The 18,029-nt window shown below is 66.7% G+C and carries 22 protein-coding genes; 21 read left to right on the plus strand and 1 reads right to left on the minus strand.

The annotated features are described in order from the left end of the window. Positions 1-12: 12 nt before the first annotated feature. The 18 genes from K9D25_RS15760 to K9D25_RS15845 all read left to right on the plus strand — a co-directional run bounded on the left by K9D25_RS15760 (position 13) and on the right by K9D25_RS15845 (position 13,716). Complete coding sequence (locus K9D25_RS15760; protein WP_244376579.1) at positions 13-702, plus strand: hypothetical protein; 690 nt, start codon at positions 13-15, stop codon at positions 700-702. Further along, positions 699-1,865 carry a DUF7146 domain-containing protein gene (locus K9D25_RS15765; protein WP_244376580.1) on the plus strand — a complete coding sequence of 389 codons (1,167 nt, stop codon included), beginning with the start codon at positions 699-701 and terminating at the stop codon, positions 1,863-1,865. The genes K9D25_RS15760 and K9D25_RS15765 overlap by 4 nt, the downstream gene beginning before the upstream one ends. After that, positions 1,865-3,397 carry a primase-helicase family protein gene (locus K9D25_RS15770; protein ID WP_244376581.1) on the plus strand — a complete coding sequence of 511 codons (1,533 nt, stop codon included), beginning with the start codon at positions 1,865-1,867 and terminating at the stop codon, positions 3,395-3,397. The genes K9D25_RS15765 and K9D25_RS15770 overlap by 1 nt, the downstream gene beginning before the upstream one ends. Positions 3,398-3,742: 345 nt before the next feature. Further along, complete coding sequence (locus K9D25_RS15775; protein WP_244376582.1) at positions 3,743-4,594, plus strand: hypothetical protein; 852 nt, start codon at positions 3,743-3,745, stop codon at positions 4,592-4,594. An 88-nt stretch (positions 4,595-4,682) separates the two neighbouring features. Then, positions 4,683-4,973 carry an HNH endonuclease gene (locus K9D25_RS15780; RefSeq protein WP_244376583.1) on the plus strand — a complete coding sequence of 97 codons (291 nt, stop codon included), beginning with the start codon at positions 4,683-4,685 and terminating at the stop codon, positions 4,971-4,973. A 234-nt stretch (positions 4,974-5,207) separates the two neighbouring features. Continuing rightward, positions 5,208-5,582 carry a hypothetical protein gene (locus K9D25_RS15785; protein ID WP_244376584.1) on the plus strand — a complete coding sequence of 125 codons (375 nt, stop codon included), beginning with the start codon at positions 5,208-5,210 and terminating at the stop codon, positions 5,580-5,582. A gap of 4 nt (positions 5,583-5,586) precedes the next feature. Continuing rightward, entirely contained in the window at positions 5,587-7,284 is a 1,698-nt protein-coding gene (locus K9D25_RS15790; protein WP_244376585.1) for a terminase TerL endonuclease subunit, read from the plus strand. Next, positions 7,281-8,567 (plus strand): phage portal protein, encoded by a 1,287-nt coding sequence (locus K9D25_RS15795; protein WP_244376586.1) that lies wholly within the window; start codon positions 7,281-7,283, stop codon positions 8,565-8,567. Before K9D25_RS15790 ends, K9D25_RS15795 begins: the two co-directional genes overlap by 4 nt. Beyond that, positions 8,564-9,256, plus strand: coding sequence for an HK97 family phage prohead protease (locus K9D25_RS15800; RefSeq protein ID WP_244376587.1), 693 nt, complete (start codon positions 8,564-8,566; stop codon positions 9,254-9,256). Before K9D25_RS15795 ends, K9D25_RS15800 begins: the two co-directional genes overlap by 4 nt. Before the next feature lie 101 nt (positions 9,257-9,357). Then, entirely contained in the window at positions 9,358-10,581 is a 1,224-nt protein-coding gene (locus K9D25_RS15805; RefSeq protein ID WP_347881476.1) for a phage major capsid protein, read from the plus strand. 57 nt (positions 10,582-10,638) lie between these two features. Next, on the plus strand, positions 10,639-10,857 hold the full coding sequence (locus K9D25_RS15810) for a hypothetical protein (protein WP_244376589.1): 219 nt from the start codon (positions 10,639-10,641) through the stop codon (positions 10,855-10,857). Further along, positions 10,854-11,402: a head-tail connector protein gene (locus tag K9D25_RS15815; RefSeq protein WP_244376590.1), complete on the plus strand. Its 549-nt coding sequence runs from the start codon at positions 10,854-10,856 to the stop codon at positions 11,400-11,402. Before K9D25_RS15810 ends, K9D25_RS15815 begins: the two co-directional genes overlap by 4 nt. Next, on the plus strand, positions 11,399-11,755 hold the full coding sequence (locus K9D25_RS15820; protein WP_244376591.1) for a head-tail adaptor protein: 357 nt from the start codon (positions 11,399-11,401) through the stop codon (positions 11,753-11,755). Before K9D25_RS15815 ends, K9D25_RS15820 begins: the two co-directional genes overlap by 4 nt. Beyond that, positions 11,755-12,228 carry an HK97-gp10 family putative phage morphogenesis protein gene (locus K9D25_RS15825; RefSeq protein ID WP_244376592.1) on the plus strand — a complete coding sequence of 158 codons (474 nt, stop codon included), beginning with the start codon at positions 11,755-11,757 and terminating at the stop codon, positions 12,226-12,228. The genes K9D25_RS15820 and K9D25_RS15825 overlap by 1 nt, the downstream gene beginning before the upstream one ends. Continuing rightward, entirely contained in the window at positions 12,225-12,629 is a 405-nt protein-coding gene (locus K9D25_RS15830; protein WP_244376593.1) for a DUF3168 domain-containing protein, read from the plus strand. The genes K9D25_RS15825 and K9D25_RS15830 overlap by 4 nt, the downstream gene beginning before the upstream one ends. Before the next feature lie 60 nt (positions 12,630-12,689). Beyond that, positions 12,690-13,139, plus strand: coding sequence for a phage tail tube protein (locus K9D25_RS15835; protein ID WP_244376594.1), 450 nt, complete (start codon positions 12,690-12,692; stop codon positions 13,137-13,139). Positions 13,140-13,144: 5 nt separating this feature from the next. Next, a complete protein-coding gene (locus tag K9D25_RS15840; protein WP_244376595.1) occupies positions 13,145-13,486 on the plus strand; it encodes a gene transfer agent family protein in 342 nt (113 codons plus the stop codon). A gap of 80 nt (positions 13,487-13,566) precedes the next feature. Further along, the gene (locus K9D25_RS15845) at positions 13,567-13,716 is read left to right on the plus strand and encodes a hypothetical protein (RefSeq protein ID WP_244376596.1); all 150 of its coding nucleotides are present in this window, start codon (positions 13,567-13,569) and stop codon (positions 13,714-13,716) included. Between the two features lie 2 nt (positions 13,717-13,718). Here K9D25_RS15845 and K9D25_RS15850 read toward each other — a convergent pair whose 3' ends face one another. Then, entirely contained in the window at positions 13,719-14,288 is a 570-nt protein-coding gene (locus K9D25_RS15850) for a hypothetical protein (RefSeq protein WP_244376597.1), read from the minus strand. Positions 14,289-14,302: 14 nt separating this feature from the next. Here K9D25_RS15850 and K9D25_RS15855 point away from each other — a divergent pair, with 14 nt between their 5' ends. The 3 genes from K9D25_RS15855 to K9D25_RS15865 are packed head-to-tail and all read left to right on the plus strand — an operon-like array spanning position 14,303 to position 18,015. Continuing rightward, a complete protein-coding gene (locus tag K9D25_RS15855) occupies positions 14,303-16,720 on the plus strand; it encodes a tape measure protein (protein WP_244376598.1) in 2,418 nt (805 codons plus the stop codon). Beyond that, a complete protein-coding gene (locus K9D25_RS15860; protein ID WP_244376599.1) occupies positions 16,720-17,376 on the plus strand; it encodes a hypothetical protein in 657 nt (218 codons plus the stop codon). Before K9D25_RS15855 ends, K9D25_RS15860 begins: the two co-directional genes overlap by 1 nt. Positions 17,377-17,379: 3 nt before the next feature. Beyond that, positions 17,380-18,015 (plus strand): DUF2163 domain-containing protein, encoded by a 636-nt coding sequence (locus K9D25_RS15865; RefSeq protein WP_244376600.1) that lies wholly within the window; start codon positions 17,380-17,382, stop codon positions 18,013-18,015. The last annotated feature ends 14 nt before the right edge of the window (positions 18,016-18,029 follow it).

The raw sequence follows: 18,029 nt of genomic DNA on the forward strand, positions 1-18,029 counted from the left end.
GAGGGTGGCGGCATGACTGCAGTGCTTTCCCCGATCGACCATCCTGCCCCAATGCGCATACTGATCGGCTGCGAAACCTCTGGTGTCGTGCGCCGGGCATTTGCGGCCTATGGGCACGATGTCTGGTCGGTCGACGTGCTTCCCGCCAAAGATGGCAGCAACCGGCACATCATCGGCGATGTGCGGTACCATCTCGCCGAGGGGTGGGACCTCCTCGCGGTGATGCACCCGCCCTGCACGCGGCTGTGCAACAGCGGGGTTCGCTGGCTGCGCAAGGCACCGCCGCGCCGGACGCTTGAGGAGATGTGGGCCGAACTCGACGCCGGCGCGGCACTGTTCTCCGACTGCTGGAACGCGCCGGTGGAGCGGGTGTGTGTCGAGAACCCGGTGATGCACCGCTATGCGCGCGAGCGGATTCGCAACTGGGCGAAGCCGCAGACCGTGCAGCCGTGGTGGTTTGGCGACCCGGCCTTCAAGGCAACTGGGCTCCACTTGCGCGGATTGCCGCCATTGGTGCCGACCAAGAAGCTGACGCCGCCGGCGCGCGGCACGGAAGAGCACAAGGCGTGGTCGAAGGTGCATCGGGCGTCTCCCGGCCCTGACCGCTGGAGAGACCGCAGCCGCACCTATGAGGGCCTTGCCGCCGCGATGGCGGCGCAGTGGAGCACGGTTGCCGCACGGCAGATGGAGGCGGCGGAATGATCTCCGAAAGCTCCCTCGCGGATCTGCGCGCCCGGAATTCCTGCTGCGATGTCGCCGGCAAGTGGGTGAGCCTGCGCCGTGGCGCGCGCAAGGGGCGGATGGTCGGCCCCTGCCCTATCCATTCGCTTGATCGGGCGGCCAAGGATTCCACCTCTTTCGAGTGCTGGGACGATGGCTGGGTATGCGCGCGCTGCCAGGACGGCGGCGACGTGATCCGCCTTGTGCAGCAGGTGGAAAAGCTGGGCTTCCGCGAGGCCGTGGACTGGCTGGGCGGGGCGCAGGAAACCGACCCGGCGGAGGATGCGCGGCGGGCGCGCGCGGCGGCGGAAAAGAAGGCGGCCGATGAGGCCAAGAATGCCGCCTATCGCGAGGCGGAGCGCAAGCGGTGCTGGGAGTTCTGGCAGGCGGCGGGGCCACTGCCGGGCACGCCGGTGGAAACCTATCTGCGCGACATTCGCCATGTGGACTGGCCCGCCGGCGCCGCGCTGCGGGCGCACCCGGCCATGCCCTATCTCGAGCATGGGCAGGATGAGGCGGGGCGGAAGAACTGGCGCCGGCTGCACGAGGGGCCGGCCATGCTGGCGGCCATTACCGGCGCCGACGGGCGGCTGGCGGGGCTGCATATCACCTGGATCGACCTCGATGCCCCCAAGGGCAAGCTGGCGCTGGTGCACCCCGACACGGGCGAAAAGCTGCCGGCCAAGAAGGTGCGCGGCAGCAAGGCGGGCGGGCGGATCGAACTTCTGCGCCATGCGGCGCCGGGGCGCCTGATCCTCGGCGAGGGGATCGAGACGGTGCTGACCGTCTTCACCGCGCTGGCGTGCACCGGGCGGGCGCTGGACGGGCTCGCCATGTGGACCTCGGTCGACCTCGGCAATCTCGCCGGGCGCGCAGCGGACCATAGCCGCGTGCCGCACCCGAGCGAGCGCACGCCGGCCGGGCGGGTGAAGCAGGTGCCGGGGCCGGAACCGGACATGGATTCGGCCGCGGTGCCGGTGCCCGACAGCGTGATGGATCTGCGCCTTCTCGGCGACGGGGACAGCGACCCGTTCACCACCCGCCTGACGATGGCGCGGGCGGAGCGCCGGCACCTGGTGCCGGGGCGCCGCGTGGCGACCCTGTGGCCCCCGGCGGGCCATGACTTCAACAGCATGGTGATGTGATGGGCGAACAGCCGAAGCACGAGGCTTTCGAGGCCATCGCCCGCATGGTGGACCCGGTGGAGGGGCTGGCGCCCGTCGCGCCGGACGCACCGGCGCCGGAAGCCGCAGCGCCCGCCGAAGATGAGACGGCGCCGCCCGCGAAACCCCGCCGCAAGCGCAAGCCGGCGGGCGATGCGGGCGAGGAAGACGCACCGGCCCGGGCGCGGGCCATGGGCTATTCCACCGACGACATGAACGCCGAATGGGCGCTGGTGCTGATGGGCTCCAAGGCCGTGATGGTGCGTGAGCAGACGGCCGGGCCGATCGAGGACCGGCTGCGCATCATCTCCGTGGACGCGTTCAAGCAGTGGTTCTCCAACCGCTTCACCGAGACGGTGAATCCGCAGGGCGACCTGAAGGTGGTGACCTGGGCGACGCGCTGGTTGAGCGCGCGGGACCGGCGGCAGTTTCAGGGAATCGAGTTCAACCCCGGACCGGATGCGCAGGCGACGGAAGGCTACCTCAACCTGTGGCGCGGCTTTGCCGTGGAACCGCGAAATGGCGGCAGTTACGCGATTTTGCGCGACCACATGATCAACAATGTCTGTGATGGCGACCCTGATCTGTACCGCTGGGTGTTCGGCTGGTTCGCGCACATGATGCAGCGCCCGCGCGAGCGGATCGGCACCGCGCTGGTGATGCGCGGCAAGATGGGCGTGGGCAAGTCGAAGGTGGGCGAGGTGATGGGAAGCCTGATCGCCGCCCATTATTTCTCGGTCGATGACCCGCGCTACATCACCGGGCAATTCAACTCGCACATGGCGTCCTGCCTGCTGCTGCAAGCCGAGGAAGCCGTGTGGGCGGGTGACAAGGCGGCCGAAGGGCGGCTGAAGGGGCTCGTCACGTCCAAGTTCCAGATGATCGAGAACAAGGGCATCGACCCCATCCGCATCGACAATTTCGTTTGCCTGATGATGACCTCGAATGAGGACTGGGTGGTGCCGGCCGGCAAGGATGAGCGGCGCTTTTGTGTGCTCGACATCAACCCGCGCTGTGCCCAGAACACCGACTATTTCCGCGAGATGGACGAAGAGCTTGATGCCGGGGGGCGCGAGGCGCTGCTGCATGACCTGCTGCACTTCGACCTCTCGCAGGTGGACCTTCGGAAGATACCCCGCACCGGCGGCCTGCTGGAGCAGAAGCTCCGCTCGCTCGACAGCATCGAATCCTGGTGGTTCGGGCGGCTGGAAAAGGGCACCAGCACCCGCAACTGCGCGACGTGGCTTGAAGAGGTGTCGTGCGACGCGCTGTTTGCCGACTATCTCGATATCTCCGACAAGATCGGCATCCGGCGCAAAGCGGAAGAGACGGCCGTAGGCATGAAGCTGCGCAAGCTGGTGCCCGGCATCATCAAACGCCGGCTCACGATCGAGGTAGAGCCGGGCGTGATGCGGCGCTCTTGGTGCTTTGTCATGCCCAGCCTCGCCGACTGCCGCGACGCCTTCGTGAGAGAACTCGGCCAAGCCGTGGATTGGGGCGATGACGAGCCGTGAGAGAGATCGGGTTGAAGGGGTAGAGGCGCCTTTGTCCAACCTAGGTTGGACGCGGGCCGAAAGGTTGGACGCAGAAACGCTAGCGATATCAAAGCGCTGCCTAACCTGTCCAACCTGTCCAACCTTTTTCCTCGCACGTGCATGTGCGCCCGCGCGCGCGTGAAGGCCGCGCCGGGAATGTAAATTACGCCGAAGGCCCCGCTCTCACGGCGCCGGAGGCGGCTTTTAGGTTGGACAGGTTGGACAGGTTGGACAAAGCGAGCAGCCGCAAGGCTTTGCGAGCGTCCAACCTCTTATTTCTGTTCTGAAAAGGTTGGACAGGTTGGACAGCAACAGGGGCCGGCGATGAAGACGACCATGGATATCGAGGATCTGCTGATCTGGGCGTATCGGGCAGAGCTGCCGAAGGTGCCGGCGGAGCCGGTGGCGCCGGCGCGGCACGGGGCCGGCTGGGCTACCATGTCCCTGTGGGCGACGCTCGGGACGGTGATCGACGGCCGGGACGTGCGAAACGTCTATGGCGTGACTCCGGACATGACGGCGCTGGATGGCCCGCACCCTGACGCGCTGCTGGTAGACCGCGCCGTTGCCGAACTGGACGGGCTGCACCTCGACGTGCCGGCGGGCTGGTGGCCCTTCGCGGATATGGCGCCGGCGGATGGCTGGGGCGAGGCCGGGGCCAAGACGGTGAGCGACGCGCTCGACCGGCTGGCGGTGCGGGGCGAGGATGGCGGGTTGCGGTTCAAGGCGTCCCCGGCTTGGCTGGTGCGCAAGCACGCGATGATGGGCACGGTGCCGGATTGGGAGGCGGAGCCGATCGAGTATCGCCGGGTGCGAGGCGGTGACCGTGGCCACGCCAAGTGGTTCATGAAGCGGAAGGTAGCCCAGACGGTCAACGGCGAGATCATCGGCTATGTCGAACACGAGGTAGACGGCTGGTGCCCGCGTCGCCGGCGCCCTTTCCCCGGTGCCTATCACAAGATGGAATTGGTGCCCTCGCCGGTCTACGCGGCCTGCGACCGTGCCGAATATGAGGTGTGGCATGCCGCGCTGATGGCGCTGGTGGGGCTGCTGGCCGAATCGCTCGACGCGCACCGGGTCACCGGGCCCAAGCGGGCGGCCCGCCCATGGGAGCCGGACGCTCCGCAAAGGCGCATTCTCCCGTCACTGCGCGGGGTGGCTGTGACGAGGGCTTGACTTGCGCCTTACATTTGGTGCTCACTGTGCACGGATAAAGAGGCCCGGGCGGAAACGCTTCGGGCCTTTCGCATGTCTGGGGGTGCTGATGGGGCGAGCAAGGGCGGCGCCTTGGCGCGCCTGGTACAACACCGCTCGGTGGCGGGCGCTTCGGCTCAAGGTGCTGCTGCGCGACCTCTACACCTGCCAGCGACGGGAGTGCGGACGGATCGAGGCGGACACGTCTCGGCTCGTGTGCGACCACGTCAAGGCGCATCGCGGCGACGCGGCGTTGTTCTGGGATGAGAGCAACCTGCAGACGCTGTGCAAGCCCTGCCACGACAAGCTCAAGCAGCGCGAGGAACAGGCCTCGCTGCAACAGCGCGGCGTCTGGCACTAGGCGCGCCTAAGCCCACAAGGCGGGCATAACCCTACTAATTCTAAGCGCGGCGACGGGAGGGGGGCCAGAAAGTCTGGAGCCCCCCTCGCCCGCGTACCCGCGTCCCCCTCATTCGCAGGTTTTTTTTCGATGGCTGGGAATTTCGACCTCTTCGGCGACCCGGTGCCGGAAGGCCGGGGTGGTCGGGGCCGGCCGCAGCATGTCCCGACCAACGAAAACCGTAGGCGTGTCAGTATGTTACTGGCGCTTGGCTGGAGTAATGAGCGGATCGCGGGCGCTCTGCGCATCACCCTGCCGACCTTTCGCCGGCATTATTTTTCTGAGCTCAAGTATCGGGAGGTGGCGCGTGACCGGCTGGACATGCGGCGCGTCGAACTGCTCTGGGCCGAAGTCGAGAAGGGCAACGTGGCGGCGATGAAGCATCTCGATCGCTTCCTCGAACGGAACGACATGATGCTCTACGGGCGCTCCAGCGGTGCCCCGGCCAAAGCGGCACCGAAGCCGCCCAAGCTGGGCAAGAAGGAAGCCGCCGCCGCTGCCGCCCAACGCCCCGACACCGGCTCCACCCTCGGCCAGCTGATCGCCCAGCGTCAGGGCAAGGTCAACTAGCGCCATGTGGGACCTGTCCTGCCCCGATTGGGAAGACCGTATCCGCAGCGGGCGCTCGCTCATCCCTGATTTGCCGCTGATGAGCGAAGAGGCCGAACTGGCGCTTGCCATGTTCGACGAACTGGAATTGCCGGACGTGCCGGGCACCCCGCCGATGCGTGACGCCTGTGGACTGTGGTTCCGCGAGATCGTCCGCGCGGCCTTCGGTTCATGGGACCCTGTTGCCCGCGTTCGGTACATCCGCGACATCTTCGCGATGCTCCCGAAGGGGCAGTCGAAAACGACGTATAGCGCCGGGCTGTTGCTCATCATCATGCTGATGAACATCCGGCCCCGGGCGGAGGCCCTCTTCGTCGCGCCGACGCAGGCCATTTCGGAAAACGCCTATGACAAGGCGGTCGGCATGATCGACCGCAAGCCCGAACTCAAGCGGCGCTTTCTGCCACGCGACCACATCAAGACGATCGTGGATCAGGCCAACGGCACAGAGCTTCGGGTCAAGACGTTCGACGTGAACATCCTGACGGGCAGCATCCTTATCGCTGCCCTAGTCGACGAGTTGCATCTGCTGGGACGGAACGCCCACACGACAAAGGTCATGCGCCAGATCCGGGGCGGTCTTGAGAAGACGCCGGAAGGGCTGCTGATCATCACCACCACGCAGAGCGACGCCGCTCCCGTCGGCGCTTTCAAGGACGAGCTGAAGTTCGCCCGCAAGATGCGTGACGGCGAGTACCGCGGGCGCGATGTCCGGCAGATGCTGCCGATCCTTTACGAGTTCCCGCGCGACATCGCCGCAGACCCGGCGAAGTGGAAGGACCCCGATAATTGGGGCCTTGTGATGCCGAACCTCGGCCGCTCGGTGCAGCTTCCGAGCCTGATTGCCGACTGGAATTCGGAGCAGGAGAAGGGCGACCACGCCATCAAGGTGTGGGCCTCGCAACATCTTAATATCGAAATCGGCGTCGGCATCGCTGACGATGGATGGCGCGGCGCGGACTATTGGGAGCTTCGAGCGGATACCGGGTTGACCCTCGAAGCCCTTATTGCCCGGAGCGAAGTGGCCGTCGTCGGGCTCGATGGCGGCGGCCTTGATGACCTCTTCGGGCTGTGCGTCATCGGTCGCGAGAAGGTCACCAGGCGCTGGCTTGTCTGGAGCCATGCCTATGCACACCCGAACGTTCGCGAGGTGCGCAAGGATATAGCGGCGACGCTGGACGATTTCGAGGCCGAGGGCTCGCTGACCTTTGCCGAAGTCAGTGAGTACCTGGCCGAGATCGCAGCGATCGTGGCGCTGCTGAAGAGCGAGGGCCTGCTGCCGGCGAAGGACGCGGTGGGGTTCGACCCGAACAATATCGCCGCGCTGATCGATACGCTGGCCGCCTGCGGGATCGAAGGCCCGATGCTGAGGCGGCTGCTCCAAGGCCCCGCTCTTTCGCCTGCCCTCTGGGGGCTTGAGCACAAACTGAGCGACGACACGGTGAGCCATGCCGGGCTGGCGCTCATGAACTGGTGCGTGGGGAACGTGAAGGTCGAGGTGAAGGCGAACGGCAACATGGCCACCAAGCAGGCGGCCGGCCGCGCCAAGATTGACCCGTTCATCGCCATGCTCTGCGCGGCCATCCTCATGAGTTGGAACCCGACGGCGGCGGGGGCTGGGATGGCTGGGTTCTTCAAGTCACTCAAAGGCGCAGCGGCATGAGCGTGATGACGAAGATGCTCGGCGCCGTGGGGCTTGCTCGCAAGTCCGAGGTGACCCGGCTGATGACGACGCTGCGGCCGGATGGGTGGTATCCTACCGGACACACGGGCTTTTCCGACGAGGTGGTGACCTGGCGCGGCACGCTTGCGCTTTCGACGGCGTGGGCCTGCGTCAACCTGCTGGCCGGCACTGTCGCCTCGCTGCAGTTTCTGGTCTATCGCGGCACCGCCTCCGGGGTAGCGGATGAGGCACCCGACCACCCGCTTTACCGCCTGCTGCATGACAGCCCCAATGCCGACCAGACCGCCGTCGACTTCTGGGAGTTCGTATGCGTCAGCCTCGAGCTTTGGGGCAATGCCTATGTGCGCATCGTCCGCTCGGGAGCGCGCATCGTTGCCCTGATCCCGGTCATGCCGGACCTTGTCGCGGTGCGGCGCGAGCGCAGTGGCGGCCTCTGGTATCGCTGGACAGACGAATTCGGCAGCTTCGATTTGCCGGCGGCGGAGGTGCTGCATATTCGCGGCTTCGGTGGCTCACCGCTCGGGGGCATGTCGACGCTGAGCTTCGGCCGGAATGTGTTCGGCCTGGCGCAGGCTATCGACCGCTCGGCCGGCGGCTTCTTCAAGAACGGGATGCGCCCGACGGTGCAACTCGTGTTCCCCGAGTGGCTCACGGAGGAACAGCGGACGCTCGCCAACGACATCCTCGTCGAGAAGTACATGGGCGCGGCCAATGCCGGCCGCCCCTATGTGGCCGAGGGCGGCGTGAAGGCCGAAGCCATCCAGATGAAGCCGGACGATGCTCAGATGTTGCAATCCGGCGCGCGTTCTGTGGAGGAAGTGTGCCGGCTCTTCGGCGTGCCGCCCTTCATGGTTGGACACACCGAGAAGTCGACCAGCTGGGGCACGGGAATTGAGCAGCAGACGCTGGGCTTCCAGCGCTTCGCGCTGCGCCGCCGCGCCAAGCGGATCGAGGCGGCGATCGAGAAGCAGCTGTTGACGCCGGCAGATCGCGCAGCGGGGATCACGGTCGGCTTCAATTTCGAGAGCCTGCTGCGTGGGGATTCGAAGGCACGGGCCGCCTATTACGTGGCGATGCTGAACGCTGGCGTGTTCACCATCAACTATGTGCGCCGGCTGGAAGGCCTGCCGCCGGTGGAAGGGGGCGACGTGCCCCGCATGCAGGCCCAAAACATACCCATCACCGAGGCGCGCGGCATCGGCGACAACGGCGGGCCTGCGATCGACGATGAGGACCGGCCGCCGCGGGAGAACCCGGAATGAAGATCAAGGACTCCGGCCAGCACAAGACCAAGAGCTTTGCGCTACAGGTCAAGGCGCTCGGCGATGACGGCACTTTCGAGGGCTATGGCTCGGTTTTCGGCAATGTCGACAGCTATGGCGAGAAGGTCATGCCAGGCGCCTTCGTCGAGAGCCTGGCCCGCCATAAGCGCGAGGGCTCCAACGTCCTGATGTTGTGGCAGCATGACCCGTACCAGCCGATTGGCGTGTGGGAAGATCTGGCCGAAGACGCCAAGGGGCTGTGGGGCAAGGGTCGGTTGGTGCTCGAGGTCGAGAAGGCGCGCGAGGCGCATGCGCTGCTGAAGGCGTCGGCCATTGGCGGACTGTCCATCGGGTATCGCGAGGAAGATACCGATCAGGACGGCGCGGTGCGCCTGCTGAAGAAGCTCTATCTGCACGAGATCAGCCTCGTGTCATTCCCGGCCAACCGCCGCGCGCGGGTGGAGTCGGTGAAGTCCGCCGACCGCATGGAGGATTTCGCCCGGCGCCTGCGCGATGGCGACCCCATGCCGATCAAGGAATTCGAGGACATCCTGCGTGACGCAGGGGTCCCGAAGGCCATGGCCGTACAGATCGCCTCTGTCGGCTATGCGAAGGCCATTCGGAGCGAGTCCGAGGGCGAGAAGGCGAATGAACCGGCCGCCTTCCTGAAGGCGCTTCTGGGCGGCTGAACCCGACCACCTCCCCTGAGGATATCAACATGACGACCACCCTTCGCGGTGCGGGCTCGGTGGCCCGCCTCGGTGCTGCCCTGTGGCGTGGCGCTCCCATCATCTGCTTCGACGCTCCGAACGACGGCGGCACGAAGACTGCGGCCCAGCTGGCGGATGAAGTGAAGACCGCCTTCAAAAACTCGGTCGACGCGGTTAAGGCAATTGCCGAGGAGGCTCTCGGCAAGGCCAAGACCGGCGAGATGGCCAGCGCCTCGCTGAAAGAAAGGGCCGACGAAGCACTGATCAAGATGAACACGCTCGGCGAGCAGGTGGCCCAGATCGAGCAGAAGCTCGCGCAGGGCGATACGCGCCCCGCCGCCGAGAAGTCGATCGGCGAGCAGTTCATCGAACAGGAGGGCGTGAAGAACCTTGCCGCCGCGCCCTCCGGCGGCCGGCGCGCCGACATGCGCATCAAGGCCACGATCACCTCGGCCACCTCGAACGCCGCGGGTTCGGCGGGGGCCGGTGTGCAGACGACCCGCCTGCCCGGCATTCTCGAACTTCCCCAGCGCCGCCTTACCGTTCGCGACCTGATCACCCCCGGCCGGATGGACGGCTCCTCTCTGGAGTACGTCAAGGAGACGGGATTCGTGAACAACGCGGCGCCGGTTGCGGAGGGCGCGGCCAAGCCGTCGTCGGACCTGAAGTTCGGCCTCGTCACCACCAGTGCGAAGGTTATCGCGCACTGGATGAAGGCCTCGCGCCAGATTCTCGATGACTTCTCGCAGCTGCGCTCGATCATCGATCAGCGCCTGCTCTACGGTCTCGCCTACAAGGAAGAGGCGCAGCTTCTGAACGGCGACGGGACGGGCCAGAATCTGCATGGCATCGTGCCGCAGGCCTCGCCATATTCCGCCCCGTTCGCTCCGGATGGCGAAACGGCTATCGACACTCTTCGCCTGGCCATGCTGCAAGCGGCGCTGGCCGAATATCCCGCCACGGGCCATGTGCTCCACCCCATCGACTGGGCCGCGATCGAGCTCACCAAGGATACGCTCGGCCGCTACATCGTCGGCAATCCGCAGGGCACGTTGGCGCCCACTCTCTGGAACCTGCCTGTCGTCGCCACCCAGGCCATGGCGCAGGGCGACTTCCTGACCGGCGCCTTCCGGCTCGGAGCCCAGGTGTTCGACCGCTGGGACGCGCGCGTTGAAGTCGGTTTCGAGAACGACGACTTCACCAAGAACCTGGTGACCGTGCTCGGCGAGGAGCGTCTGGCGCTGGCGGTGTATCGCCCGGAAGCTTTCGTCTACGGCGAGTTGCCGGCTCCCACCACGCCCTGATCACGACAGCAACGGAGGCGGCCCCGGTCGCCTCCGCTCATCCATCAGGAGATGCCCATGGCGAAGGTCACATACGCGGTTGCCCGCCGGCACATGGCCGAGCGGCTCTATGAACGCGGCGAGACGCGGACGGCCGAGGCGAACGAAGTGGCTCATCTGGTCCGCGCTGGCGTGCTGGCACCGCCGGAAGCTGGCGAGCGCGAGGCCAAGGCTGAAGCGCCCGTGCAGAACAAGGCTGAAGGTGCCGCGCCGCGCAACAAGCGGGTGCGGGCGTGATCATCACCCGCATCGGGGCCCTCTCGCCGCTGGTGTCGTTGGCGGAGGCGCGCGAGTGGCTCCATGTCGATCATGGGGACGAAGACGCCACCATCACGGCGCTTATCGCCGCTGCGCAGGCCCATTTCGACGGTCCCCCGAACATTTACGGCCGATCGATTTCCCGGCAGACATTGCGGCTCGACCTCCCCGGTTTCCCCCGGCGCGTCCGCCTGCCCTATGGGCCGGTGCGTGCCGTCACCGGCGTGAAGTATCGCGATCCCGCCGGGGAGCAGACGACGCTTCCCGAGGCCGGCTATGTCGTCGCTGCCACCATCCTCGCGCCCACCGGATCATGGCCCGCGACGGCCTGCCGGCCGGACGCCGTCAGCGTCACCTATTCCGCCGGCTATGAAGACGCCGAGATGCCGGAGGTTTTCCGCCTCGCCATCCGCATGATGGTCGCCGAGTGGTTCAACAACCGAGAGGAAGGCACCGACGCGCAACGCTTTGAGGTTCCCTTCAGCGTGCGGCGTCTGCTCGGCCCCTTTCGGGTGCTCGGATGAGCCGGCAGACGGGTGCCGGGCGCCTGCGGGAGCGGGTGCGTTTCCAGTCGCGTGCCGTGGTCGATGATGGCTATGGCAACACGCGCGGGGCCTGGGTCACCCGCTTCACCGTCGCCGCCGGCTTGAGGCCGCTGCGGGGCGGTGAGCAGGTGATGGCCTCGCGCCTGCAGGGTGTGCAGCCCTATGTGCTGACGGTGCGCCAGAGCAGCCAGACGCGGCTGGTGGCGAGCGACTGGCGCGTGGTGGACGCGCGCGACGCCTCGCGGGTGTTCGCCATCACCGCGCCGCCGACCGACCCGGACGCGCTGGGGCTGTGGCTGGACATTCTCGTCACCCAAGGCGAGCCGGGCTGATGGCGCGCCGCACGACGATCCTCGGGTTGGCGAAGCTGGAGCGGAAGCTCAAGCGCCTGCCCAAGGTGGCGGAGGCCGAGATCCGCGCGGCGATGGAAGCCGTGGCGGATGAGATCGTGCGCCTCGCGCGCTCCCTGGCCCCGGAAGATGACGGCGCGCTGCGCGCCAGCATCGGTTGGACGTGGGGGGCGCCGCCGCGCGGCTCCATCACGCTCGGCAAGGTGGCCCGCTCCGCCCTCGGCAAGGGGCTGACGATCACGGTCTATGCCGGCAACAGCGAGGCCTTCTATGCCCGCTGGGTGGAGTTCGGCACCGCGCCGCACATCGTTGGCGGGTTGTTCGCCGGCTCACAGCACCCCGGAACACGGGCGCAGCCCTTCTTCTACCCGTCCTTCCGCGCCAACAGGAAGCGGGCCAAGAGCCGCATCCGCAAGGCGATGCGGAATGCCGCGAGAAAGGTTTCCACCTCATGACCGATCCGCTGCTGGAATTGCAGGGTGCCGTAGTGGCTCGCCTCAAGGCCGATGCCGGCGTGGTGGCATTCGTCGGCGGGCGCGTGTTCGACGATGTGCCTCTCGGTGCCGACCGCCCCTATATCGCCATCGGCCCCAGCGAGGCGGCCGAGGATAGCGCCGAATGCATTGGGGCCTACGAATTCGCGTTGCAGATCGACTGCTGGTCGGAGGCGCCCGGCTTTGTCGAGGTGCGCCGGCTCGGTGCGGCGGTGCGCAAAGCCATGATCGGCGATTTCGCGCTGACCGAGAACGCTCTGGTGAGCCTCGATCATCGCATCACCCGGGTATTCCGGGACCGGGGCGGCACGATGAGTCAGGCCGCCATCACCTTCTCCGGCGTGATCGAGAGCGCCGACTGACCCGACCTTTGCCCTGTCATCCGGCCCGCCTCCGTGCGGGCCTTTCTGTTGGAGGCCATTATGGCGCAGCCTGTAACCGCCCGCTTCGGCAAGTTCCGTGTCCTGCTGGGCAACGACGCCACGCCGACCGTCTATGCCGCGCCCTGCGGCTTCACCTCGAAGGCGCTCAACCTCATCAAGAACCTTGCCGAGATCGAGATTCCCGACTGCGCGGACCCGGACGCTGCTGTCGACCTCGCTCGCGACGTGCAGTCGAAGGACTGGAACATTTCCGGCGAGGGCCTTCTCGCCGCCGGATCGGTGGACGCCTGGCTCGATGCTTATGACAGTTCCGCTTCGGTGCCGGTCAAGGTGGAGATCGAATTCTCCTCCGGCACCGTGACCTTCGTCGGCCACGCGCATCTGAGCAATTTCGGCATGAGCGCCGAGCGTGCCGGGCGTGTCACCGTCTCGGTGGAGATGCAAGGCGATGGCGCACTGGTGAAAACCAGCACCATCCCGGGGGCCTGATTGCGATGAGCCGCGATGCACGATTGGTCAGCCGCGTGGGCGGCACCGATTTCGAGTTTCGGCTTGGCTGGGGCCAGTTGGTCGCGTTGCAGGAGGCATGCGACGCGGGACCCTTCGTGATCTTGGACCGGCTCGGCGCTCGCCAGTGGAAGGCCGACGATGTCTCGGTGGTGCTTCTGCTGGGCCTAGTTGGCGCCGGCATGACCCATGTCGAGGCCCTGCGGATCGTCGAGAGTTGGCTGGGTGATGAGAGCGGGCGCCTCCCCGTCGAGAACGCCGCGTTAGCTTACGCGGTTCTCGGCGCCGCGCTGGTCGGCGCCCCGGATGAGCCGCTGGGAAAACCGTAGGCGGCGGATCAAGGGAGGAGTTGGATAGCCTCCCGAACGGAAAGTTCAGATTCGCCGCCGTTTATGGCGCAGGAGCCGTTATGGGCTTCACACCACAGCAGATCGACGGAATGTCCATGTGGCAGTTCATGGCCTCCGTTGAAGGGTTTGCGCAGGCTCATGATCCCGATGCCCGCAGCAAGCTAAGCGAGGCCGAGAAAGACGATCTCGCGGACTGGCTCGGCATCTGACGTCAGGCGGCGACGCCTCGCTCGACGACGGCGCGCAACCTGCCGAACCACGGCAGAAGTTCCGCTTCCGCCTGGCGATAGACGATGCCAGATCGATCAACTTCAGGGCCTTGGTAGGCGCAGGCCTCGATCACCGGCACATGCGGACTGTCGGTGAAGATGCGCAAGGCGAGCTTGCTCACCTTGGTCTTCGAAGTGCGCCCGGCCGATAGGCCACCGATGAGAGCGCCGACACCGCCAAGCGCCAGCGCACCAACCGCAGCGCCGGTGATCTGTCCGCTCCTGTTGACCCTCGACACGGTGTCGCTGTCCTCGATGAGTTCGACGGAAATAATGCCGTGCATCTCGACGAGATAACGATTCCCTCCTGCAACGACGCCGAGGGTCTTAGTCGCATAGTTGATGCCGATCGCGTCGCCGCTGCTCAAGCCGGTGACGTGTTCGGCAACGCCAGACGCCTTAAGCCAACCTTCCGCCTCCTCACGGGCCTTGGCTCTCCGCACTGCCATCAGGATCGGAATCCCGATCACCAGCACCGCGATGGCTCCGACTACCCACCAAAACAGATTCATAAGGCTCCCCCGCGATGGCCGCATCTACCGACCTTGAGCGCCTTGTCGCTCAAATTTCGGCCGATATCCGCAGCTTTGACCGGCAGATGGGCCGCGCCGTCGGCATCATGAACCGCCAAGCCGGGGAAATCGAGCGCCGGGGTGCGCAGATGGCAAGCCGGCTGGACAGCATCGGCAAGCAAGCGGCGAACGCCTTTCTCGCGCCCCTATCCGGTATTGGCGCAGCCCTTAGCGTCCGCGAGATCGCGGCCTATGCCGACGCTTGGACAGAGGCCGGCAACAAGGTCCGCGCCGCTGCGACTTCGGCCGGTGTCCAGGCCCGAAGCCTTGATGCGCTGAAAGACGGCGCCAACGCGGCCCGCACCGATCTTGAGAGCTATGTCGACCTGTACGCACGGCTCATCCGATCGGCGTCGGGGGTGGCAAAGAGCGAGCAGGAGATCGCAGCGGCGACGCAGATCGTGGCGCAGGCCTTCAAGGCTGGCGGCGCGTCCGCCTCCGAACAGGCCGCCGGCATCCTTCAGCTGGGGCAGGCGCTCGGTTCCGGCGTGCTCCAGGGCGATGAACTGCGCTCCCTCCGGGAGAACGCGCCCATTCTGGCGCAGGCAATCGCCGATGAGTTCAAGACGACGATTGCCGGACTGAAGGACCTCGGCGCTGAGGGCAAGCTCACCTCGGATCGCGTTTTCCAAGCGATACTGAATGCTCAGCCGAAAGTGGCGGCGCAGTTCGGTGCGACCAATGCCACGATCAAGGATGCGATCACCACCGTGAACAATGAGTTCACGGCCTACATCGGCAACGCAGACATGGCCGCAGGCGCGAGCCGCGGGCTTGTCAGCGCACTACTTCTCTTGGCGGCCAACTTCGGCACTGTCGCCGACGGTGCTGTCTCGCTTGCGACAATCATTGCCGGTGCTCTTTCGGGCAGAGCGCTCGCGGGATTGGTCATATCGGCGGGCAATGCTGTGGTCGCCCTCGGAGCGTTACTCACGGCCCTTCGTACCGGTACCGCTGTCGGCGCCGCGTTCACCGCGTCGCTCGGCCCTATCGGCATCTTGCTGGGCACGGTCTCGGCCGGTCTCTTGCTTCTTTCCATGCGCCAAGACCAGGCGGATGAAGCGGCCGAACGGCATAAAAATGCCGTTTCCGAACTGACTGACGCCTTCGCGGCCTCACAGCGTGGGGCCGATGGCGCCAAGGCAAAGTTCGAGGCTCTTGCTAAAGCCCATCTGGCGAGCGCGACAGCTGCGGTTGAGAACGCGGAAGCTCAGCTGAAGGCGGCCCAGGCTGTGCGGGATGCCGCACAGAGCACGCCCATGTTCGGCGAGGCGGCGGCCTTCGCTGCCACCAACGAGGATTTCGCAAACAAACAGATCGATGCGGCGCTCGCCGAGATCGCCAAGCGCAAGGCTGAACTGGCGGACCTCCAGAAGCGGCTGGCGAACCCCGAAGCCGGATTGGCAGCAACGAGCGACGGCTACGGCAAGGGGCCGGGTGTGACTTCCGACACCACGAAGGTTGGGCGGCGGACGGCATCGGACCGTCTCCGGGAGGATATTCAGGCCGTCCAAGACCGCACGGCAGCGCTCGCGGCGGAACAGCAGATGATCGGCCAGAGCATCGCCGCGCAGGAGGCGCGGCGCATGGCAATTGACCTCGAGCAGCGCGCCCTTGCCGATCTGCGCGAAGAGGCGCGGCGAAAGGGCGAGACCGATCTCGAAAGCATTCAGCTGGCGCCCGACCAGATTGCGGCGATCGAAGATGTGTCGGCCGCCTATGGCCGCCAGGTGGAGGCGCTGGAGAAGGCGCAGCAGGCGTTCGACGATGCCAACGATCTGGCGCGGGGTTTCGCCGATGATCTGGCCTCTGGGCTGTTGAATGGGGCGAGCGCGGCGGAATCGCTCGCCAATGCCCTCGACAATGTCGCCGACAAGCTGCTCGACATGGCGTTGAACGCGCTGTTCGACCCGGCCGGTGGCGGGTTCCTCGCCAAGCTGTTCGGCGGCATGGCGCAGGGCGGGCCGGTGAGCGGCGGTATCGGCCGCGCCGCCACGGGCGGGCGCATTCGTGGCCCGGGCACCGGCACCAGCGACAGCATCCCGATGATGCTGTCGGATGGTGAGTATGTGGTGCGGGCGGCGCAGGCGAAGAAATTCGCCCCGCTGCTGGAAGCCATCAATTCCGGCCGGATCGGCAAGATGGCCGCCGGCGGCCTCGTGGGCTCGGCGCCGCGCATCCCTTCGCTGGCGGGCATGGGGCGCGGCGGTGACCGGTTGAGCCTCTCGATGCCGATCTCGATCAACGCGCCGGGAGCCGACGGCCCGGAACTGGCGCGCCTGCGGGCCGAAGTCGTGCAGCTGAAGCGGGAAATCCCCGGCCTCGCGGTCAAGGGTATTCGCAACGCGCGCATGCGCAATGTGAGGGTGTGATGGCGCTCACCTTTCCGCGCCCGCTGCCGGAATGCGGCCTGCGCAGCGGCACGCTCACGCTGGCCGAGAACGTCGCCATGTCGCCTTCCGGCAAGGGCGCCTTCGCGAACCTGACGCAGGTGAACGATCCGGTGTGGCTGTTCGCGGGGGAAACCTACACGCTGCGCCCGGCGCTGCGTGCGGAATGGGGCGCGTGGAAGATCAGCCTGCAGGGCGGGCTGCGCAGCTTCCTCGCCTTCGACACCCGCCGCCGCGCGCCTCTGGCCTATGCCGGCGCCCGCTCCCCGGTGGATATCAAGGCCGGCTGGGATGGCACGGCGAATGTGGTGACGCTCGGCGCGGGTGGCGTGCTCACCCTCTCCGGCCTGCCGGCGCAATACCGCTTCACCCCCGGCGACCGGATAGGGATCGAGCAGGGGGCGCCGCTGCGCCGGGGCTATTACGAGGTGATCGATGCGGCAGGGGCCGACGGCGCGGGCAATGCCACCGTGACCGTCGCGCCCTTCTTGCATACGGCGCTGTTCACGCCCGACGCTGTAGTCCGGCTGTGGCGGCCGGTGTGTGAGCTCGTGCTCGATTGGACCAGCGGCGGCGATGAGAACGGCGCGCTGCCGAGCCTCGGCACCTTCACCTTTTCCGCCTGGCAGAGGATCTAGGCCATGATCGTGCTGCCCGAAGACGTGCTCGCCCTGTTGGACGCCGGGCGGATTTCCATCCGTGGCATGATCCGCTTCGCCTTCGGGTCCGGCCAGTATGGTTTCATCCGGGCGCAGCAGCCGCTGACCTGGGCGGGGCTGACCTATCAGCCGGGCGGGCTGATCTCGGTGTCGGACCTTGCCGGGGATGTCGACCGTTCGGCCGGGGGCTTCACGGTGACGCTCGCCGCCTCCCCCGCCGGGCTGACGCCGGCGGTGTTGCAGAGCATCGAGGCGGAAGATTACCGGGACCGCCCGGTGACCGTGTACGACGCCTATTTCCACCCGGACACGGGGGCGCTGCTGCATGTGCAGCCGATGCGACGCGGCTATGTCGACGTGATCGCCCACGAAGACGACCCGTCGACCGGCTACACCATCACCGCCGCCTGCGAGAGCCGGGCGCTGGACTATACCCGCCGCAATGAGCGCCGGCGCACCGTGGCCGACCAGGCGCGGCGCGCGCCGGGCGACCTGTTCTTCGAGCACTGCGCGATGCGCGGCCGGGAAGAAATCTTCTGGGGCCGCGCGCGCACCGTTTCCGGCAGCGCGCCCGTCGTCGCCGGGCGCGGCTTCATCGCCGGCGTCACCAACGTCTGACACTTCTACAAATC

It is taken from the genome of Ancylobacter polymorphus (assembly GCF_022836935.1).
Lineage (GTDB): Bacteria > Pseudomonadota > Alphaproteobacteria > Rhizobiales > Xanthobacteraceae > Ancylobacter > Ancylobacter polymorphus_A.

What these genes read in the sequence shown, in the direction of transcription:
- K9D25_RS15780 (WP_244376583.1), top strand. Translation starts at nt 4,683, where the DNA reads ATGGGGCGAGCAAGGGCGGCGCCTTGGCGCGCCTGGTACAACACCGCT.
- K9D25_RS15790 (WP_244376585.1), top strand. Translation starts at nt 5,587, where the DNA reads ATGTGGGACCTGTCCTGCCCCGATTGGGAAGACCGTATCCGCAGCGGG.
- K9D25_RS15800 (WP_244376587.1), top strand. Translation starts at nt 8,564, where the DNA reads ATGAAGATCAAGGACTCCGGCCAGCACAAGACCAAGAGCTTTGCGCTA.
- K9D25_RS15865 (WP_244376600.1), top strand. Translation starts at nt 17,380, where the DNA reads ATGATCGTGCTGCCCGAAGACGTGCTCGCCCTGTTGGACGCCGGGCGG.
- K9D25_RS15760 (WP_244376579.1), top strand. Translation starts at nt 13, where the DNA reads ATGACTGCAGTGCTTTCCCCGATCGACCATCCTGCCCCAATGCGCATA.
- K9D25_RS15775 (WP_244376582.1), top strand. Translation starts at nt 3,743, where the DNA reads ATGAAGACGACCATGGATATCGAGGATCTGCTGATCTGGGCGTATCGG.
- K9D25_RS15830 (WP_244376593.1), top strand. Translation starts at nt 12,225, where the DNA reads ATGACCGATCCGCTGCTGGAATTGCAGGGTGCCGTAGTGGCTCGCCTC.
- K9D25_RS15765 (WP_244376580.1), top strand. Translation starts at nt 699, where the DNA reads ATGATCTCCGAAAGCTCCCTCGCGGATCTGCGCGCCCGGAATTCCTGC.
- K9D25_RS15840 (WP_244376595.1), top strand. Translation starts at nt 13,145, where the DNA reads ATGAGCCGCGATGCACGATTGGTCAGCCGCGTGGGCGGCACCGATTTC.
- K9D25_RS15860 (WP_244376599.1), top strand. Translation starts at nt 16,720, where the DNA reads ATGGCGCTCACCTTTCCGCGCCCGCTGCCGGAATGCGGCCTGCGCAGC.
- K9D25_RS15850 (WP_244376597.1), bottom strand. Translation starts at nt 14,288, where the DNA reads ATGAATCTGTTTTGGTGGGTAGTCGGAGCCATCGCGGTGCTGGTGATC.
- K9D25_RS15820 (WP_244376591.1), top strand. Translation starts at nt 11,399, where the DNA reads ATGAGCCGGCAGACGGGTGCCGGGCGCCTGCGGGAGCGGGTGCGTTTC.
- K9D25_RS15825 (WP_244376592.1), top strand. Translation starts at nt 11,755, where the DNA reads ATGGCGCGCCGCACGACGATCCTCGGGTTGGCGAAGCTGGAGCGGAAG.
- K9D25_RS15770 (WP_244376581.1), top strand. Translation starts at nt 1,865, where the DNA reads ATGGGCGAACAGCCGAAGCACGAGGCTTTCGAGGCCATCGCCCGCATG.
- K9D25_RS15810 (WP_244376589.1), top strand. Translation starts at nt 10,639, where the DNA reads ATGGCGAAGGTCACATACGCGGTTGCCCGCCGGCACATGGCCGAGCGG.
- K9D25_RS15795 (WP_244376586.1), top strand. Translation starts at nt 7,281, where the DNA reads ATGAGCGTGATGACGAAGATGCTCGGCGCCGTGGGGCTTGCTCGCAAG.
- K9D25_RS15785 (WP_244376584.1), top strand. Translation starts at nt 5,208, where the DNA reads ATGTTACTGGCGCTTGGCTGGAGTAATGAGCGGATCGCGGGCGCTCTG.
- K9D25_RS15845 (WP_244376596.1), top strand. Translation starts at nt 13,567, where the DNA reads ATGGGCTTCACACCACAGCAGATCGACGGAATGTCCATGTGGCAGTTC.
- K9D25_RS15835 (WP_244376594.1), top strand. Translation starts at nt 12,690, where the DNA reads ATGGCGCAGCCTGTAACCGCCCGCTTCGGCAAGTTCCGTGTCCTGCTG.
- K9D25_RS15855 (WP_244376598.1), top strand. Translation starts at nt 14,303, where the DNA reads ATGGCCGCATCTACCGACCTTGAGCGCCTTGTCGCTCAAATTTCGGCC.